The sequence below is a fragment of the Lacunimicrobium album genome, assembly GCF_052161635.1.
Classification (GTDB): Bacteria; Planctomycetota; Planctomycetia; order Planctomycetales; family Planctomycetaceae; genus SXPC01.
In genome coordinates, this window is sequence record NZ_CP197413.1 from 2,631,695 (window position 1) to 2,648,764 (window position 17,070).

At 54.9% G+C, this 17,070-nt stretch carries 18 protein-coding genes; 7 read left to right on the plus strand and 11 right to left on the minus strand.

The window, feature by feature from the left end; translation table 11 throughout:
• Positions 1-116 precede the first annotated feature (116 nt).
• The 3 genes from SH248x_RS10475 to SH248x_RS10485 all read left to right on the plus strand — a co-directional run bounded on the left by SH248x_RS10475 (position 117) and on the right by SH248x_RS10485 (position 1,691).
• Positions 117-659: a phosphopantothenoylcysteine synthetase/decarboxylase family protein gene (locus tag SH248x_RS10475; protein ID WP_459558489.1), complete on the plus strand. Its 543-nt coding sequence runs from the start codon at positions 117-119 to the stop codon at positions 657-659.
• A gap of 69 nt (positions 660-728) precedes the next feature.
• Complete coding sequence (locus tag SH248x_RS10480; protein WP_459558490.1) at positions 729-953, plus strand: hypothetical protein; 225 nt, start codon at positions 729-731, stop codon at positions 951-953.
• 114 nt (positions 954-1,067) lie between these two features.
• On the plus strand, positions 1,068-1,691 hold the full coding sequence (locus SH248x_RS10485) for a phosphopantothenoylcysteine synthetase/decarboxylase family protein (RefSeq protein ID WP_459558491.1): 624 nt from the start codon (positions 1,068-1,070) through the stop codon (positions 1,689-1,691).
• Positions 1,692-1,854: 163 nt separating this feature from the next.
• On the opposite strand, the gene SH248x_RS10490 is transcribed toward SH248x_RS10485, so the two are convergent.
• The 9 genes from SH248x_RS10490 to cimA form a co-directional block, all read right to left on the minus strand.
• The gene (locus tag SH248x_RS10490; protein ID WP_459558492.1) at positions 1,855-2,856 is read right to left on the minus strand and encodes a hypothetical protein; all 1,002 of its coding nucleotides are present in this window, start codon (positions 2,854-2,856) and stop codon (positions 1,855-1,857) included.
• A 184-nt stretch (positions 2,857-3,040) separates the two neighbouring features.
• On the minus strand, positions 3,041-3,961 hold the full coding sequence (locus SH248x_RS10495) for a PQQ-binding-like beta-propeller repeat protein (protein WP_459558493.1): 921 nt from the start codon (positions 3,959-3,961) through the stop codon (positions 3,041-3,043).
• Between the two features lie 223 nt (positions 3,962-4,184).
• On the minus strand, positions 4,185-4,589 hold the full coding sequence (locus SH248x_RS10500) for a bifunctional nuclease family protein (RefSeq protein WP_459558494.1): 405 nt from the start codon (positions 4,587-4,589) through the stop codon (positions 4,185-4,187).
• Between the two features lie 111 nt (positions 4,590-4,700).
• The gene (locus SH248x_RS10505) at positions 4,701-5,150 is read right to left on the minus strand and encodes a hypothetical protein (RefSeq protein ID WP_459558495.1); all 450 of its coding nucleotides are present in this window, start codon (positions 5,148-5,150) and stop codon (positions 4,701-4,703) included.
• A 62-nt stretch (positions 5,151-5,212) separates the two neighbouring features.
• Entirely contained in the window at positions 5,213-8,344 is a 3,132-nt protein-coding gene (locus SH248x_RS10510) for a valine--tRNA ligase (RefSeq protein ID WP_459558496.1), read from the minus strand.
• Between the two features lie 161 nt (positions 8,345-8,505).
• Positions 8,506-8,925, minus strand: a complete 420-nt coding sequence (locus SH248x_RS10515; RefSeq protein ID WP_459558497.1) for a hypothetical protein — start codon at positions 8,923-8,925, stop codon at positions 8,506-8,508.
• Positions 8,922-9,626: a Uma2 family endonuclease gene (locus SH248x_RS10520; protein WP_459558498.1), complete on the minus strand. Its 705-nt coding sequence runs from the start codon at positions 9,624-9,626 to the stop codon at positions 8,922-8,924. Before SH248x_RS10520 ends, SH248x_RS10515 begins: the two co-directional genes overlap by 4 nt.
• 11 nt (positions 9,627-9,637) lie before the next feature.
• The gene (locus SH248x_RS10525) at positions 9,638-10,327 is read right to left on the minus strand and encodes a Uma2 family endonuclease (RefSeq protein ID WP_459558499.1); all 690 of its coding nucleotides are present in this window, start codon (positions 10,325-10,327) and stop codon (positions 9,638-9,640) included.
• A 29-nt stretch (positions 10,328-10,356) separates the two neighbouring features.
• Positions 10,357-11,940 (minus strand): (R)-citramalate synthase, encoded by a 1,584-nt coding sequence (gene cimA, locus SH248x_RS10530; RefSeq protein ID WP_459558500.1) that lies wholly within the window; start codon positions 11,938-11,940, stop codon positions 10,357-10,359.
• 472 nt (positions 11,941-12,412) lie between these two features.
• Here cimA and SH248x_RS10535 point away from each other — a divergent pair, with 472 nt between their 5' ends.
• The 3 genes from SH248x_RS10535 to SH248x_RS10545 are packed head-to-tail and all read left to right on the plus strand — an operon-like array spanning position 12,413 to position 14,384.
• On the plus strand, positions 12,413-13,606 hold the full coding sequence (locus tag SH248x_RS10535; RefSeq protein WP_459558501.1) for a hypothetical protein: 1,194 nt from the start codon (positions 12,413-12,415) through the stop codon (positions 13,604-13,606).
• 29 nt (positions 13,607-13,635) lie between these two features.
• Positions 13,636-13,989, plus strand: coding sequence for a type II toxin-antitoxin system RelE/ParE family toxin (locus SH248x_RS10540; protein ID WP_459558502.1), 354 nt, complete (start codon positions 13,636-13,638; stop codon positions 13,987-13,989).
• Positions 13,990-14,000: 11 nt separating this feature from the next.
• Positions 14,001-14,384, plus strand: a complete 384-nt coding sequence (locus SH248x_RS10545) for a helix-turn-helix domain-containing protein (RefSeq protein WP_459558503.1) — start codon at positions 14,001-14,003, stop codon at positions 14,382-14,384.
• A 38-nt stretch (positions 14,385-14,422) separates the two neighbouring features.
• On the opposite strand, the gene SH248x_RS10550 is transcribed toward SH248x_RS10545, so the two are convergent.
• Positions 14,423-15,484: a 3-oxoacyl-ACP synthase III family protein gene (locus tag SH248x_RS10550; protein ID WP_459558504.1), complete on the minus strand. Its 1,062-nt coding sequence runs from the start codon at positions 15,482-15,484 to the stop codon at positions 14,423-14,425.
• Between the two features lie 269 nt (positions 15,485-15,753).
• On the opposite strand from SH248x_RS10550, the gene SH248x_RS10555 reads away from it, so the two are divergent.
• On the plus strand, positions 15,754-16,206 hold the full coding sequence (locus tag SH248x_RS10555; RefSeq protein ID WP_459558505.1) for a hypothetical protein: 453 nt from the start codon (positions 15,754-15,756) through the stop codon (positions 16,204-16,206).
• Here SH248x_RS10555 and SH248x_RS10560 read toward each other — a convergent pair.
• Complete coding sequence (locus SH248x_RS10560) at positions 16,173-16,979, minus strand: hypothetical protein (RefSeq protein WP_459558506.1); 807 nt, start codon at positions 16,977-16,979, stop codon at positions 16,173-16,175. The genes SH248x_RS10555 and SH248x_RS10560 overlap by 34 nt on opposite strands.
• Positions 16,980-17,070 lie beyond the last annotated feature (91 nt).

Genomic DNA, 17,070 nt, shown 5'->3' on the forward strand with positions numbered 1-17,070 from the left:
TCGCGAGTTGATCACAGAAAAAACTGTTTCATCAGCTCCATTCGTATTCATCGTTTTGCCTCTGCAGACGCACATGACACAGGGGGTTCACACCCCCCGCTCGCCTTGGGAAATCCATGTCACAGCCTGAGATCATTCTGGGAGTTACGGGCGGGGTTGCGGCTTATAAAGCGGCGGACCTGGCCAGTAAGCTCGTGCAGTCTGGTTATGGCGTGACGACGGTGTTGACCAAAGCGGCTTTGCAGTTCATTGGCAAGACGACCTTCGAAGCATTGACTCAGCGTCACGTTTACACCGATCTGTTTTCGCCACAGGAGCATTTCCTGGGCGAGCACATCGGGTTGGCTCGACAGGGGCAACTTGTCGTCATCGCGCCCGCTTCGGCGGACTGCCTGGCTAAGCTCGCTCACGGCGTTGGCGATGACCTGCTTTCCACGATGTGCTTGGCGACCCGCAGCCCGATTCTGCTCGCCCCTGCGATGAATCTCGAGATGTGGCAAAAGCCAGCCGTCCAGCGGAACCTCGAACAACTGAAAGCGGACGGTCTCTCGATCATCGGCCCAGGCAGCGGCTGGCAAAGCTGCGGCGAATTTGGCCCCGGACGCATGGCAGAGCCGGTAGAGATCCTCGCGGAAGTGAAGCGGTTGCTGCCTGTATAAAATAAGACTGGAACGCAGAGCTCGCTGAGTTGAGCAGAGGAAGCAGAGTCAATCTGAGAGTAAGTTGCTATGAACGACGTCCAGATTTCGCTGACGAATGATGAAGCTCTCATTCTTTTCGAATGGTTATCTCAGTTCGATGCAACAAGACTGGCAACAGATGCTGATCAAGTTGCCAAAGCGGTCCTTTCGAAGATTGAAGGACAGATCGAGTCAACGCTGGTCGAGATTTTGTTGCCGGATTACGCCGACCGGTTAGCTGCCGCAAGAACAAGGCTTCTCGAAGGAAAATAATCCCTTGAGATGCAGCTGACTATCCCGCAGGATTACGGAAAAACTAAACTCTCTCTGCGACCTCTGCTTCACTCTGTTCCCTCTGCGTTCCAGTCTCTCTCTAGATTCAAAACAATGCGAATTCTCATCACCGCCGGGCCGACGCGAGAGTATCTGGATGATGTCCGTTATCTGACGAACGCGAGCAGTGGGCGGATGGGGTATGCGATGGCTCAGGCCGCGATTGCGGCGGGTCATCAGGTTGATCTGGTGAGTGGGCCGGTGGCGTTATCGCCGCCCGTCGGGTGTCAGTTTCATCCGGTCGAGACGACCGAGCAGATGATGCAGGCGTGTCAGACTTTGTTCCCGCAGTGTGACGGCGTGATCGCCGCTGCGGCGGTGTGTGATTACAAACCGAAGACGCGCGTGGCGGGGAAGATGTCGAAGACGGGGGACGGGATCATCCTGGAGATGATTCAGACCGACGATGTCCTCGCGTCCCTGGGGGGCAGTAAAGGAAGCCGTTGGGTGCTGGGCTTCGCGCTGGAAGCCCAGAACGAGCGCGAGAACGCCCTGCAGAAACTGCGTCGCAAAAACTGCGACTGGATCCTGCTCAACCGCCCGACGGCAATCGGAGCGGAGACAAATGAGGTCGAACTGCTAGGGCAGACGGGGGAGACGATTGTCAGCTGGAGCGGGTTGAAGAGTGAGATCGCGAAGGATGTGATTGGTTGGATCTCGTCTAACTTGCCGACGTGAGTTGAGCCTTTGGTTTTCGTAGGGTGCTGGTGAGGCTTTGCGAACCGCACCAAGACCGCGTTCTTTTTAGTTCATCGTTGGAATGGGATTGAATGTCCATTTGGTGCGGTTCGAGGACTCACCGGCACCCTACTTCTGAAAGCTGCCGGCGGCGGTTGGTAACCTAATGCGTTGCCTTTGTCTTTTCGGGCAGGATAATCACACCTGCACCATAGCCATATCCAACGATTTCCTCGTGCTTTTGTCGATACTTCCCGGGAAGGTCAAAAAGGTGCTTGTCTATAGGCATGTTTATCGACGGATGAAAAGCTTCGGTCCTTGGGGGAAGTTTTTCGTTGAGTGATGGGAGATCCCACGTTAACTCATTGAATGCGGATGGTTCGTCGAGGTAGGAAGTATAGTTGGCGTTTTCAGCCAATGGATTGTTGTTCGCCTGCTCTGCTTTGGACTCCTTGCGGACTAGTTGTCGCAAGAGGTCTTCGATTTCTCGGTGAGTCTCCAACTTTGCACGGATAACGAGTTTGTCTTGTCCGACAGAGACCGCTTTGAAACCGTTCGGACCTACCACCGCCGCGGTGCCAAGAGTTTGATCTTGGAACGCAGTGAGTTCATCCACAACAACAAACACCGCACCGAAAACATCTGGTTCCAGGCTGCTGACATCATAAATGCGAAAATAATTCTTTGACTCTGCTTTTTCCTGGGTGGTAATCGATAAGATCTCATTAGAAACGATGTAGCCAAAGTCGTACTTCACCAAGATGATTTTGAGTGCCGATTGAAGCGAGATTCCACTGAGTTCGATGTCGAGAACCTGCTCTCTGAATTCGTCGCCGACCTCTTTTTCGTCGAATGCGAAGTTGATCCCGCTTTCCTTTTGGATTCGGGCGATGGCATCGACGAGTGGTGTGTTGTGGAATTTCGCACTGATCGGTTCACGGAGTCTCTCGGCGATTCGCTGCTGTTCGGGAGTCGCGTACTTGGCGATCTGAATATTGTCCAGCGGAGGCTTCGGAGAAGGCTGCTCCATCGAGACTTCACAGATCACCGGAGAAGCTGCCATCGGTATAGGTGATGGCTGTTCCTGAGCGGACAGGAAGGTTGAAGAAGCCAGCAAAAGATACGTCGCTGCAAAAGCGGAATTCCGAGCGCTGCCAGCCACCATTTTCAACTTCCTCTCCATGACGTGAAAATAGGAACATTTGCGATGGATTGTAAATGTCGGGTGGATTTCTCAGCAATAGCAGTTGGGAAATAAGAAAGGCTCAGGAGAGGTAAGGTGCCTCGCCTGAGCCTATGAGTTGTTATCGAAGAAGAGCACTGGCACAGCCAGTGGCACACAAAACACTCTACTCCAGTACCAGCGTGTTTGAGCAGTCGTTGCCGACGGTTTTGTAGGCGTCGAGTTGCCAGACGACTTTTTTTGTCTTGGGGTCGAGTTCGATCAGGACTGGTTGGCCTTCGCCAGCGTGGCAGTTGCCGATGAGGTAGTGGCCGTTGTCCAGGACGTCGACAGTCGTGACCCAGGCGAGGACGATGCCGGGGAGGTCGTTTTGATGGACTTCCCAGACGATTTCTTTGTCGTGATTGACTTCGAGAATGCAGTGTCCGTTGCCGCCGCCGATGAGGGTGTTGCCGTTTTTCAGGCGGATGGCTGTGAAGAGCTGGTTGCCGAAGGCTTCGGGGCCGTGGCCGCCTTTGGGTTCTTTGTCGAACATCGGGACTTCGTATTCCCAGATGATCGAGCCTTGTTCATCGTACTCGCGGACTTTGCCATCGTTTTCATGAGCAACGAGGTATGTGCCCGCAGCCGTTTTGCGAGCCAGGCGGGTATCGCTGTGGGCGTTTGGTTTGTCGATGACGAAGTCCATCTTTTTGACGATCTTGCCGTCTTTGTCGACTTCAATCATGCGAGCAGGACCAGACTCCGCGATCATGACGTTCCCCCCGTCGAGAGGCTGGACGGCGTGAACTTCGACACGTTTCCCTTCGTTGCCGTTCATCTTGCCGGCGCGGTAGCTCCAGGTGACTTTCTTGTCGTTCATGTTGATGATGCAGACTTCGCCGGGCCCACGGATGGCCATGATATGATCGTCATCGACACGATGGAGATCGTGAGTCGAGGTCCAGGGCATTTCCCAGCTGACCGAGCCATCTTTTTCGATGACGAGCAGCTTGCCGGGGGCTTGGGCGAGGATGCGGTGTTGAGCGTGAACCGTTGCGGGGACAGAGCAGATCACAAGCAGAAGGGCAGCAAGCAAGCGCGGCATCGACGTGACTCCGAGTTGACAGTCAAAGACAAAATATCACCAGAATGACTGTAAACCATTTCGGATCAGTTGTCACGCATCAGTCGTCGATTCACTCAGTGTGGCACGGCCGTGTCGGCCGTGGGATCCGCGCATCGAACGTCCATTAACACGGCTGACACAGCCGTGGCACACATCGACTTCACAGCTGAAGGTTCGCATTTCCTGGGCTTGTCACCAGATGCTAAGCGACTTCGTCAAGCACCGCTTCGTCGACATAAATCGGCAGGGGCGGGTCGAAGTGGACGGCGAGGGCGATCGCGTCGGAGGGGCGGCTGTCGATTTTGATCAGTTCGCCATCTTTGCGGACGCGGATGAGGGCGTAGTAGGTGTGTTCCTGCAGGTTGTGGATGACGATGTCCTGGACTTCGCCGCCGAGCTCTTCGATGGCGTTGCGGAGCAGGTCGTGAGTCAACGGGCGTGGTGGGATGGTTTTTTTGACACGCCGATCAATGCTGGTGGCTTCGAAGATGCCGATGAGGATCGGGAACTGACGTTCGCCGTCGACTTCTTTCAGGTAAAGGACCTGATGATCGTTGATCTCGCTGATGATGATCCGCGAGAGTTCCATCTGAATGTAAGCCGCCATGGGTGTGCCTTCGTGGTGCCGGTTGCGAATAAGTCAATTATAGAGAGTACCGCCAACGGCGACCAAGGTGGGATGAGCGGATTGCGAGAGATTCAGTGGGGAGGGGAGAAATTACAAGGTATCGGTATGCGATGGCCTCGATTCTTCGTTTTGTCTGGGTACGCGATAGACGCATATGGAAAGCGAGGCTCGTAGTGCTGCGATTCGCGACAGATGGTTCGCGGAAATCGGGTAGAGCTTATTCCCTGGTGTCTCACCGGAGTCGATACCGACACAGAAGTCGAACTTCGCGCAACGCGACAGCTGACTCTTTGCATCTTGATCGAGACTCTCTAATGCTGTCAGCAAAATTTCGAGATGATGCGGCAGAGAGTCATCAAGGTCGTCGTGTTCTAGATGACTTTCGTAACTGGCGTACCATTTGCCATCCTCGCCATGCGTGGTGTGAAGAGCATAGCAGTTCTGCTCTTCAATTTTGGCTGACAACTCTTCCAGCGAGAAATCTGCGACGAGATCGAGGTCAGTATTCAGATAGCGGATTTCGTATTCTTCGGTCTCCATCTTCTGGCGTCCTCAGTTATTTGACGCACATTTGGTGCGGTTCGCAAAGCCTCACCAGCACCCTACTTGCCGGACAGTTGCGTGATGATTTGTTGGATGCTTTCCAGTTGGGTTTTCCAGCCGGCGAGGGTTTCGCGGTGGGCGTCGAGAACGTGTGGTGGGGCTTTTGAGGTGAAGCCTTCGTTTGAGAGTTTGGCTTCGTGGCTCTTGATGAAGCCGGTGAGTTTCTCGGACTCTTTTCGTTGACGGGCCAGTTCGGCTTCGACGTCGATCAGGCCTTCCAGCGGCAGGTAGCCTTCGGCTTCGCCGAGGGTGAAACTGGCAGACGCGGGGGGGCGGACGACGTCGGCACCGGCGGCGGTGAGGACGGCTTTCGAGAGGTTCTCGAACTGAGAGGCGACGTCGCCGAGTTGACCTGCGACTTCCGACGTCGCGCGGATCATCAGCTTGACGGACGCGGACGGCGGGATCTTGTACAAGGCGCGAACATTGCGGACGGCGATGATCGTTTCCTGCAGACGAGCGAAACGGGCTTCGACCTGGGGGTCTTTCCAGGATGTCGGCAGGTTGGGCCAGGCGGCGATCATGGCAGAGGCTTCGGGGAGAGGAGGCGCTGGGCGTTGGGCGCTAGGCGCTAGGGAAGAAGGTTCACAGACAGGAATGTCTGTGCCACAGGTGAAGCCGCGTTCTGGGGCGATCTCGGCTAGGCGTTGCCAGAGTTCTTCGACGATGAACGGCGTGAAGGGAGCGAGGAGTCGGAGCATTGTATCGAGACAGCCGACGAGGACGCGCTGGGCGATGGGGCGTAGAGCTTCGTCACGCAGGCGTGGCTTGATCATTTCGAGATACCAGTCGCAGAACTCGTTCCAGGCGAAGTCGCGGATACTGCGCGTTGCGACGTCGAACTGATAGCGTTCCAGTGACGTCGTGACTTCCTCGACGACGCTGCTCAACCGGCTGAGCATCCACTTGTCTTCCAGCGGCAGTTCGCTGATCGGAGGCAGCGGGGCAGGGGTGTAGCCTTCGAGATTCATCATCGCGAAGCGGGTCGCGTTCCACAGCTTGTTGCAGAAGTTGCGGCCGTACTCGAAGCGTTCGCTGACGATGCGCGCGACCGGTTCTCCTTCATCCGGCTCGAACCAGGGACTGGAGAACTGGACCTTCTTTTTACACTTCGAATTGGTGCATTGAATCGTCGGCTTGGCTCCGCCACGAGGGGCGAGCTTCTGGTGTTCCTTCTCTTGAGGAATGACGGTTCCACAGTGAGGACACTCATAACCAACCGGCAGACGGACGTCCTGCGTCTCGCCTGCGAACGAGCTGATCGTGAAGCGGACCGCATCAGTGCCGTATTTGTCGATGAGGTCCATCGGGTCGACGCCGTTGCCTTTGGACTTCGACATGGTCTGGCCGAACCCGTCGAGGATCTTCGGGTGGATGCAGACGTGCTTAAACGGGACATCTCCCCTGTTGTAGAGGCCGGTCAGGACCATGCGCGCGACCCACAGTGTGATAATGTCGCGGCTGGTGACCAGGACGTTGCCGGGGTAGAAGTAGTCGAGGACTTCGTTCTTGCCAGGCTGATTCGGGTCTGGCTCGTTGTTGAGGGGAGGATTGTGTTTCTCGTCAGGCCAGCCAAGGGTGGCATGTGGCCAGAGGGCGGAGCTGAACCAGGTATCGAGGACGTCGTCTTCTTGCGCGAAGCCGAGGCCTTCGAGGAGTTGTTCCAAATGTTGGTGGCCGGTGTCAACGCAGACGAGCAGGGTGTAGCGACCATCTTCCAGGTCTTCGCCGAACGTGACGCTGATCTCTTTGAGAAGGTCATCAGGAATGGGGGCGGACTTCGTCGCGGTATCGATCTTGATCGCGAGTGATTCGAGAGGCTGATCGTTGGCGTCGATGGTCTTGCGCCAGATCGGGATGCGGTGTCCCCACCAGAGCTGGCGCGAGATACACCAGTCTCGTTTTTCGCCCAGCCAGTCGAGGTAGGTGCGCGAGTAACGCGGAGGGAAGAACTTGACGCGGCCATCTTCAACAGCATCCATCGCCGCCTGAGCGAGCGTGTCCATCTTGATGAACCACTGGTTCGACAGATACGGCTCGACAGGGGTCTTGCTGCGATCGCTGTGCTTGAGAGGGATGACGCGGGCTTCGACTTTCTCGAAGTAGCCGAGCTTGGTCATGTCTTCGACGACCTTCTTACGGGCCTCGAAACGATCAAGCCCCGCGTAAGGACCGCATTCGGCATTCATGGTGCCGTCGGGGTTCATGACGTTGATCATCTCGAGGTTGTTGCGCAGACCGGCTGCGTAGTCATTCGGATCGTGAGCCGGGGTGACCTTGACGGCTCCGGTTCCCATGTCCATTTTCGCGAGCAGGGCATCCGCGATGATCGGGATCGTGCGGTTACTCAGCGGCAGCAGAACGCGCTTGCCGATGATGTGCTGATAACGCTCGTCGGAGGGGTGAACGCAGACCGCGGAGTCACCGAGCATTGTTTCGGGGCGGGTCGTCGAGAAGGAGATCTTTTCGCCGGTCGGTGTGCCCGCGTCATCCACGACGGGATAGTGGAAGGTCCAGAAGTTGCCATCAACGTCTTCTTCAAAGACTTCGTCATCCGCGACGGCGGTCTGCAGGTGCGTATCCCAGTTGACGAGTCGCTTGCCGCGGAAGACCAAACCGTCTTTGAACATCTTGAAGAAGGTGCGACGGACCGCCTGGCTGCAGACGTCATCGAGCGTGAAGCGAGTTCGTCGCCAGTCGCAGGAGGCGCCGAGTTGCTTTTGCTGGCCCAGGATGCGTTGTTCGTAAATGTCTTTCCATTTCCAGATCCGCTCGACGAGCGCTTCGCGTCCGATATCGCGGCGGGTCAGCCCTTCTTCTTCGAACATGCGACGTTCAACGACCGCCTGAGTCGCGATCCCGGCGTGGTCGGTGCCGGGCATCCACAGGGCTTCGAATCCCTGCATTCGTTTATAGCGGGTGATGAGATCCTGCAGCGTCCCGTTGAGAGCATGCCCCATGTGCAGCGCCCCGGTGACGTTGGGGAGCGGGATCATGATCGTATGCGGCGGCTTCGCGGCCCCTTTTTGCTGAGAGGGGGGATTGGCGTCGAAATAGCCTCGTCCCTGCCACCAGGAAAACCACTTTTGCTGGACGAGTTTCGGTTCGTATTGCTTGGCGAGTTCGGTCATGAGAAATACAGAGTTTCACCACAGAGGTCACGGAGGAACACAGAGGCCCACGGAAGGGAGATCATAGGTGAGAAAGCAGGAATTTGCGAGTAAGCTTGACGCTGAGCGGAAACGGAAGATTCACCGCGGGTGAGTCATGCGACAAAACGATTCGATACGAATTAGACGCTTTCTGGTGGTAGTGTGGCATGGTTGTAACCTAATACCTTCATACCCTTGTCGTGCTCATCCTCTGGCATAAAAGCATGATAATGATTCACGTCAGGTTTTGACTGAATCCAAACACGTCCACACTGATCACATTCCATCAAAGACAATGTCAGATCGACAAATCGAGATCTCAAAGCGTCATGAATTTCATCACCTGCAGATAGATCATTCGGATAATCAGCAGTGAAATATTGCCTCCGCCATGCATCGAGATCGTTACTTGCGAGGTGCTGAAAGTAGCCATTAACAAGCTCGGCAATCTCGGTGAAGAACCTTTCGCCGCTTTTGTCCGAAAGCAACCAACCGGTAACTTCATTGGGTGACACAATATCAGAGATTATATGCCCACACTGGCACTTGAATTTGCTCATTTTGATTTGCGATCCTGAAGTTCAGCGACGAAAACAGCGTGAGCGGGGCTGGCGAGCGATTGACGAAGAGTCTTCAAAGCGGCTCGATAATCGATCGCCAGTAGAAAATGGATGTCGAAGACCAGAGTCGGAAATGTCCTGCTGAACCATTTCTCTTCCGGATCTAGAGTCCGATGTACGTACTGCTGTTTCTCAAGTCTGAAATAATCAAACGCCCTGTCCTCTGTCCGCCAGACCAAGTATTCCGGAATGCCGGCTTGCTCGTACATGTCACGCTTCTCGAACATGTCTTTGCTGACGGAGGATGCTGCGATCTCAATAACGAGATCAGGTGTTCCCGTCAGAAATCCATTGTTAATCTGCACGTTTCCGCCAAATTCAGGCAGGATGAAGAGTTCAGCGTCAGGCTCGGGCCCACTCTCATCGTCAAGTTTCGCCGTCACTGGTGCTGCCCATTCAACGCCGGGAGTCTCTGCCACAAAATGCTCGAACAGCCCGAGGATCATTCGTTGGGGCTGACCATGTCCGCTGTAACTGATGGCCGCCGCGTTCATGTAGACTTTTCCGTTGATCAGTTCCGGATGTTTGCCTCGTCGTTCAAACTCATTCATGTTCTCCCAGCGTGCGATGAACTCATCAAACGTGAGATGATCACCTTCGTGGAGAATCGGTGTTCGCTGGACTGCTGTTGCGCGATTCATGATCGGTCACCTCATGTAGAATTTTTGCGAGCCTGCAGGTCTGCGACGAAAGCGGCGTGGGCGGGGGAAGCCAAGCCTTTCTGTAATGTCTTGAGTGCTTGGTCGTAATCAACTCGCGTCAGAGCAGGGAAATCGATCATCAAGTCCGCGAAAACCTGACTCGCCCAGATTCCATCCTTCATATCGCGGCGCTGAAAGACGCCATTAACAAGATCGAACGCGTCGACCTCACCGTCAATGGTTCGCCAGACGAGATACTCTTTCACCCCGATTTGCTCGTAAAGATCCTTCTTCATGTGAAGGTCGTAATTAGCCGTGCTCGCGGCGATTTCGATCAATAACACCGGGGCACCGGTCAACCAGCCTTTTTCGTCAATGTAAGCGTTTCCTCCTGCCCAGTTTGGTAACCGGAGGTGGGCATCTGGGCGTGGGCCATTCTTCGGTGCGAGTTGCAGTGTGGTTTCTTCCCCGCCTTTAATTCCGAATGTTGCCCTGACGTAATTCTTCAGCAGAAACCGAACTTCCTCTGCGGGTTCATCATGCCATTCCAGAGGCTGAGCGTTCATATAAACGCCCCCAAAGATTAATTCAGTGCGAGGCAGATCCGGAATCTGCTCGCAACGCTCCACGAACTCGTCCCAGTTCATGTGATCGCCGTTTTGCAGCATCTTGATGGCAGGTGTTGTGATCGAAGTGGCCATTCGGATCTCCTTTTGACTCTTACGGTATTCTAACCCAACACTCCCTCATCTTTATAGAGCTTATATTCCACCGAATCGACCAGCGCCAGCCAGCTGGCTTCAATGACGTTTTCGCTGACGCCGATGGTGCTCCAGACGTGTTTGTTGTCTTTGCTTTCAATCACGACACGGACTCTTGCGGCGGTGCCTTGAGAGGAGTTGATGACACGGACCTTATAATCGAGCAGTTGCATCGACTTGAGGTTCGGGTAGGCGGCCATCAGCGCCTTGCGTAATGCGACATCGAGCGCGTTGACGGGGCCGTCTCCTTCGCCGACGACGTGCTGGATTTCGTCGCCGATTTTGAGCTTGATGGTCGCTTCCGTTGACGGTTCATGACCGGGAACGGCTTCTACGTTGACGCGGTAATGCAGGCGTTCGAACCTTGGCTGGTACTGGCCGGCGACTTTTTTGATCAGCAGATCAAACGAGGCTTCGGCGGCTTCGAACTGGTAACCGACGTTCTCGAGTTCCTGGACCTTGGCGAGGATGCGGGCCATGAGGTCATTGTCGTCGTTGAGTTTGTACTTGGTGGTCTTGGCGACGATGTTCGAGCGTCCGGAAAGTTCACTGACGAGGATGCGTCGCTCGTTGCCGACGGTCTCGGGATTGATGTGTTCATAACTGGCAGCGAGTTTGTTGACCGCATGCACGTGCATCCCCCCTTTGTGGGCGAAGGCGCTCGACCCGACAAATGCCTGGCCATTGCGGAAGTTCATGTTGGCCAGTTCGTAGACATACCGAGACAGTTCCGTCAGTCGGGCCAGGCTGCCGTCTTTCAGACAGCTAAAGCCTTTCTTCTTGAGCGCAAGATTCGCGATGACCGAGATCAGGTCGACGTTACCACAGCGTTCGCCAATGCCGTTGACGGTTCCCTGCACCTGGACGGCTCCGGCTTCGACCGCAGCCAGCGAATTGGCGACCGCGAGTTCGCAGTCGTTGTGACAGTGAATACCAACCGGAATGGTCAATGCTTGACGAGCAGCCTGCACGCGCTCGGCGATCACTTCGGGCATCGTTCCGCCGTTGGTGTCGCAGAGGATGATCATCTCCGCGCCCCCATCCTGAGCGGCTTGAAGTGTTCGCAGCGCAAAGTCGGGATTATGGCCGTAGCCGTCGAAGAAGTGCTCTGCGTCGTAAAGAACTTTTCGTCCCTCGGCTTTCAGAAACGCAGCCGAGTCGCGGATCATGGCGAGGTTTTCCTGCTCATCGACGCCGAGGACTTCATGGACGTGCCAGTCCCAGGTCTTCCCGACAAATGTCACGACAGGCGCCTTGGAATCCCGTAACGCGCACATCCCGATGTCTTTATCAGCCGTGATCCCTCGACGACGCGTCATCCCGAACGCACACACCAGGGCATGCTTGAGATCGAGATCCTGAACGCGCTGGAAATACTCGGCATCCTTTTCGTTGGAGAGAGGATACCCCCCTTCGACAAAATCGAATCCCAGCTCATCGAGCATCTGCGTAATCAGCAGCTTATCCTGCAGCGAGAAGTTGACCCCCTCGCCTTGAGAACCATCGCGAAGCGTCGTGTCGTAGATCTGAATGCGGCGGGCGGGGGTGGACATGGGATGTTCGGTTTCTTGCAGATTGTGAGTCGAAAAGCTTTGTTGAAATTAGGAATTGGAAATTGGAAATTGGTCAAACCAAGAGAATGACTTCCAGGCTGGCGAAGCGGATCGGCTATTTTCTAATTTCCATTTTCTAATTTCCAGAAACAAAAAACCCCTCAGGCCGGGTGGGCGACCTGAGGGGTTTGGATTCGGGTAGAATGTGTCCTCGCAGCCGCCGTTATTCGGAGGATGTGGTAATAATCGAAATGACGATGATCACGGGACGCATGAGGTTTTCCTTACATGTCAGTATGTGGCTGTTGTTTGAAAAGTCAAACATCCAAGTCGACGACTGCGATTTTTCAGTGAAATTTGAGCGGAGATCGATGACCTGTGCCGATCTGGCTTGCCGGTTTTGAGTCGCCTCCGCTAACGTGACCCCTTCCACCGGCTTCTGGTTCACTGATTGAAAATTGCAGGACAGGCCATGCTCGAACGCCCTCAGCCCCCGCTTCAGGAAGAGTTTGTCATCACGGACTGGGCCCGCCTGCGTCGCTGGTTTCCTGTTTTGCATCTGCTGAGGATCTGGGGAATCGCGTTTGACTGGCGGAAAATGCTGGTCGGGGCGGTCGTGGCGTTCCTGTTTTCGGTCATTCCGTTTGTGAATCCTTATGCAGACCGCTCTTCTATTTCAGATCTGCCTCCCCGCGTCCAGATCAGCAGTCCGGAGGAGTTGTCGTTTGAAAACCTCTACCTGATTCACAGCCAGACGTTTTATGACACTCTCGTCCATAGCCAACCACTCAGCGATCGACGACTGGAAGCCACCGAGTCGCTGCTGCTGCCGCTGACGAGTTTCAAACAGTCGATTTCGAACTTCGCAGAATTTTTCTCGATCCCCATCACAACTCGCTCGATGGCGGAATTGCTGGTGACGGCGATTCTCGCCATCGCGCTGTGGTGCTTTTTCGGTGTCATGCTGACGCGGATGGCAGCGTGTGAATTCGCGACAGGGGAGAGGATGGGGGTCAACGCTGCGTTCGGATATGCCTACCGGAACTGCCTGAAAGTTTCGAGCGCGGTCCTTTTGCCGGGCGGAATGGCTTTCGTTCTCTGGGGCATGACTTGGCTGGTCGGACGGCTTTCGGGGATCGATATCATCGGACCGGCTGCGACGTCGTTCGTCATGCTGCTCAGCTTTCCGCTCGCGTTGATTCTGTGGTGCATCGTCCTCAGTTTCCCGCTGGTCGTGGCGTCGACGGGGACCGACCGCTGCGATGGGTTTGATGCCTTCAGTCGAAGTTATCACTACATTCTGAACCGCGGCGTTTACTATTTATTGATGCTGTTCGGGTCGCTGTTTGTCCTCAATTTCCTGTACCAGTTCGCGTTCCTGTTCGCAGGCACCGTCCGCACGATTCTGGAAGAAGGAACCAACTTTCCATCTCAAACCGTCGCCCCGCTGCAACCCTGGTTCGAAGTCATCTTCCTCATCTTCTGCGGCCTGGGTGTGAGCTTGTTTTGGAGTACGTCCACCGTGATCTACTTCCTCGTCCGCAACTCAGCCGACGGCATGCCGCTGGACGTCTGGTGGACGCCGAAGCCGGTCAGAGCCGACGGAGAGTTACCGCTGATGGGGATGGCGGAGCGGGAAGCATACACAAAGAGCGAAACGAAATAGGCTATCCCACTGAGTAGGAGTCGCGTATCATGAATGCATCGCTACTCGAAATTAGAGCTTTCACATCTTGGGTAACGAAAATCTTCACCGATGACGAGTATTCAGTGTTTCAGCATTATCTCAAGGAAAATCCGCAGGCAGGGACAGTTATGCCCGGTTGCGGAGGCTTGAGAAAGATACGATTCTCTGATCCCAAGCGTGGCAAAGGCAAGCGAGGAGGTGTCCGTATTATCTATTACCATATTCCAGAAGTGAGATGGATTTACCTCATTTATGGATATGACAAAGATGAAGCTGACGATCTGACACCAGACCAGAAGAAAGTCTTTGCCTCGCTCGCCAAAACACTCAAAGAAGAAGCACTCCGGAATAACCCGAAGTAAGGCCTCCAACAATGCCAGCAAAACCAAATTTTTTCGAGAGCGTCAAATCCGGGCTTGAAGAAGCAATTTCTCATGCACGTGGCGAGATCACGTTGAAGCAAACGATCATTCCGGATGATCCACCATCTATCGACGGACATACGCTTCAACAACTCCGACAACAAACGGGTATGTCGCAAGCGGTGTTTGCAAAAATGCTTAGCGTATCAACGAAGACTATCCAGAGTTGGGAGCAAGGTGCCCGACAACCTAGTGGGGCATCGCTTCGATTACTTCAAATCTTCGCACAAAACCCAAGTGAAGTCTGTCAGACACTTGGTATGCCGATCATCAAATTAACCGGCATTTCAACAAAACAGAAAAAGGGAAAGCAACATCTCGTTGTGACGCATTGACACTTACTCTCAGCGTGTTCTGCGTTCCAGTCCGAACCTTACCAGCGAAACAGCCCTGTTCCCCATGTCAGTCCGCCGCCGAAGCCGGACATCATGAGGGTGTCGCCAGTTTCCAGGCGGCCGGCTTGCATCAGTTCGTCGATCAAGAGCGGGATCGAGGCGGCGGAGGTGTTGCCGTAGCGGTCGAGGTTGTTGATCAGTTTCTCGTTCGAGATGCCCAGCGCCTTGCAGGTCGCATCCAGGATTCGCATGTTGGCTTGATGGAGCAGGTAGTAGTCGACGTCTTCCAGTGAGATCTCGGCTGCTTCTGCGACGATCTGCATTGTTTCAGCGACGGCGCGGACGGCCCATTTGAAGACGTTGCGGCCGTCCATTTGCAGGTAATGTCGGCCCTGCGCCAGCGACTCGGGAGTCAATTCGTTCATCGAACCGCCGGTGTGTCGGTAGAGCATCGGGCCGCCAGAGCCATCGGAACCGAGTTGGTACGCGACGAGCCCTTGCTGCTGATGTCCCTGAGTCAGGATGACCGCACCTGCCCCATCGCCAAACAGGGGAGCGATCTTGGGATCGTTCTGATTGACGATGCGGCTGTTGGTATCTGCTCCGATGACCATCGCATAACGGGCATTGCCGGTCGCGATGTATTGAGCAGCAGTCGCCATGGCGTACATGAAACCCGAGCAGGCGGCAGCGATGTCGAACGCAGGTGCATCCACGCCGAGTCGGTATTGGACGAGGTTCGCTGTGGAGGGGCAGAGGTAGTCTGGCGTGAAGGTTCCAACGACCAGCAGGTCGATTTGCTCGGGCGCAAGACCTGCATTGTGGAGGGCACGTCGACCTGCTTCCACAGCCAGATCGCTCGTCGCCTGACCGTCGGAGACGTGGCGGCGTTCAAGGATGCCGGTCCGTTGTTTGGCCCAGCCGGGTTCGAGACCCAGGCGTTGTTCCATCGACTCGCTGGTGATCATGTTGTCCGGCACATAACTGCCGGAGGCGATCATGCGGACACCCGTCAGGCGGGCAGTGCGTTTACTGAAGACGGTTTTGAGTTCACCACCGGGGGCTTCCAGGAGGGTCGACTCGCTTGCTTTGATGTGCATGTGCTTTCAATCTATGCCTGGATTCGCCTATTAGGGCGGTATCAGTTTGATCCGCGCACCATTTCTGATGCCCCAGCCTAAACAGCGAGGCCTCTCCGTAGACCGGCAGAAGAGCCTCCGTACTTTTCTCAACGACCATCATTGCTAACGCCAAGCAGCCCGCAGACAATCGGGACACATCAGCGTTTCCCCCTGGATTGAATTCCTTCAATCTTGGCAAAACAGGTCGTCTTGAGTAATCATTTCATCGAAATGTGGATTTGTAAATAATGAATCGCTACGAATCCTCACACCCGGAACCAAATCACATCATTCGCTTGGCGGGTCCGTGGAAATTCTCCATTTTAACTGGCAATCCGTCCAAAGATGTCGAAACAACCATCCAACTACCAGCGCAAATCGCCGAACCTCTCCCACCTGACACGCGGTCAGTCATTTTGAGACGACGCTTCGGCTGCCCTACCAATCTGTCCAACGAGCGGGTATTGCTCGGTTTTGAGGGACTTTTTGACTCGTCAAAAGTGAGCATCAATGGGCGTATTATCCCGTCAGAACAGCTTCTCTCGGTGCGTAAAAACTGGAACGCTGTCGATTTGACCGAGCAATTAGAGCCGAACAACCTGCTGGAAATTGAGTTCCAGTCTTTGAACGTCGGTCAATCGCTCTTAACTTCAGCCAGGATTGAGCTTTACGCGACGGCTGATGAACCGACTTCCGAATAAATTAAAACAGCCAGTTCGACTTTTGCCGATGTTGTCGAACGACTTCGCTTGATCTCGATTCGGACCCCATAACTTTTCGTATCTGTGACATTCACCCGGCAATTTTCGCCAGCGGCCAGTTCGACATCGACTTCTGGTGTGGAAGGCAGGGGAGGGTGGATCGGGAGATGAATAATGCGGAGATCCTCATCGGCTGCGAATTCGAAGCGGATGAGGGCTTCGATCTCGTCGAGCTGGCTGGTATCGAGCGTGCGAATGCGACGGGTCAGCTTGAGGGACGCGTCATCGTCGTTGCTTTCCTGGATGGGCTCGTCATCTGGTTCGATTGGCGTCTGAACGACGTCCAGGCTTGTTGAATCCTCTGCGGGCTTTGCTTTCGTGCTCGCGAGGGTTGCCAGAGAGTAAAGCAGCAGCGGCGTCAAAACTCCCCACCAGAAAGTATGGCCAATCGAAACCGCCGCCAGAATTAACGTCGAGAAGACGAGACAGCGGACGATGAACTGGTAGGCGTATGACTGGCTGGAAGAGGAAATCGTCACGTCGTAAGTGAGGACTGCCAGCGTGAAGGGGCGAGTCTGTATGCCGAACGACAACCCGATTTCGCTGAGCACCAGCAACCCTGCGAGCCCCAACACGACGGGTACCGGGGATGGATCAAAGACGCGAGCAGAGAGTAGAGTGATCAGCAGGAAACTGACCATCAGAACCAACGTCACGAGCAGTGACGCGGCGAGGAAGCCTTTCAGAACAATCAATCGGTCACGAGCGAACAAAATCAGTCTCCACGACAAACAGGAACAAGTCGCAGAGGGTATCGGGTTGCGGGACTTTGGGTAAGACGGAGTTGCGTAAAAAAAAGCGTGT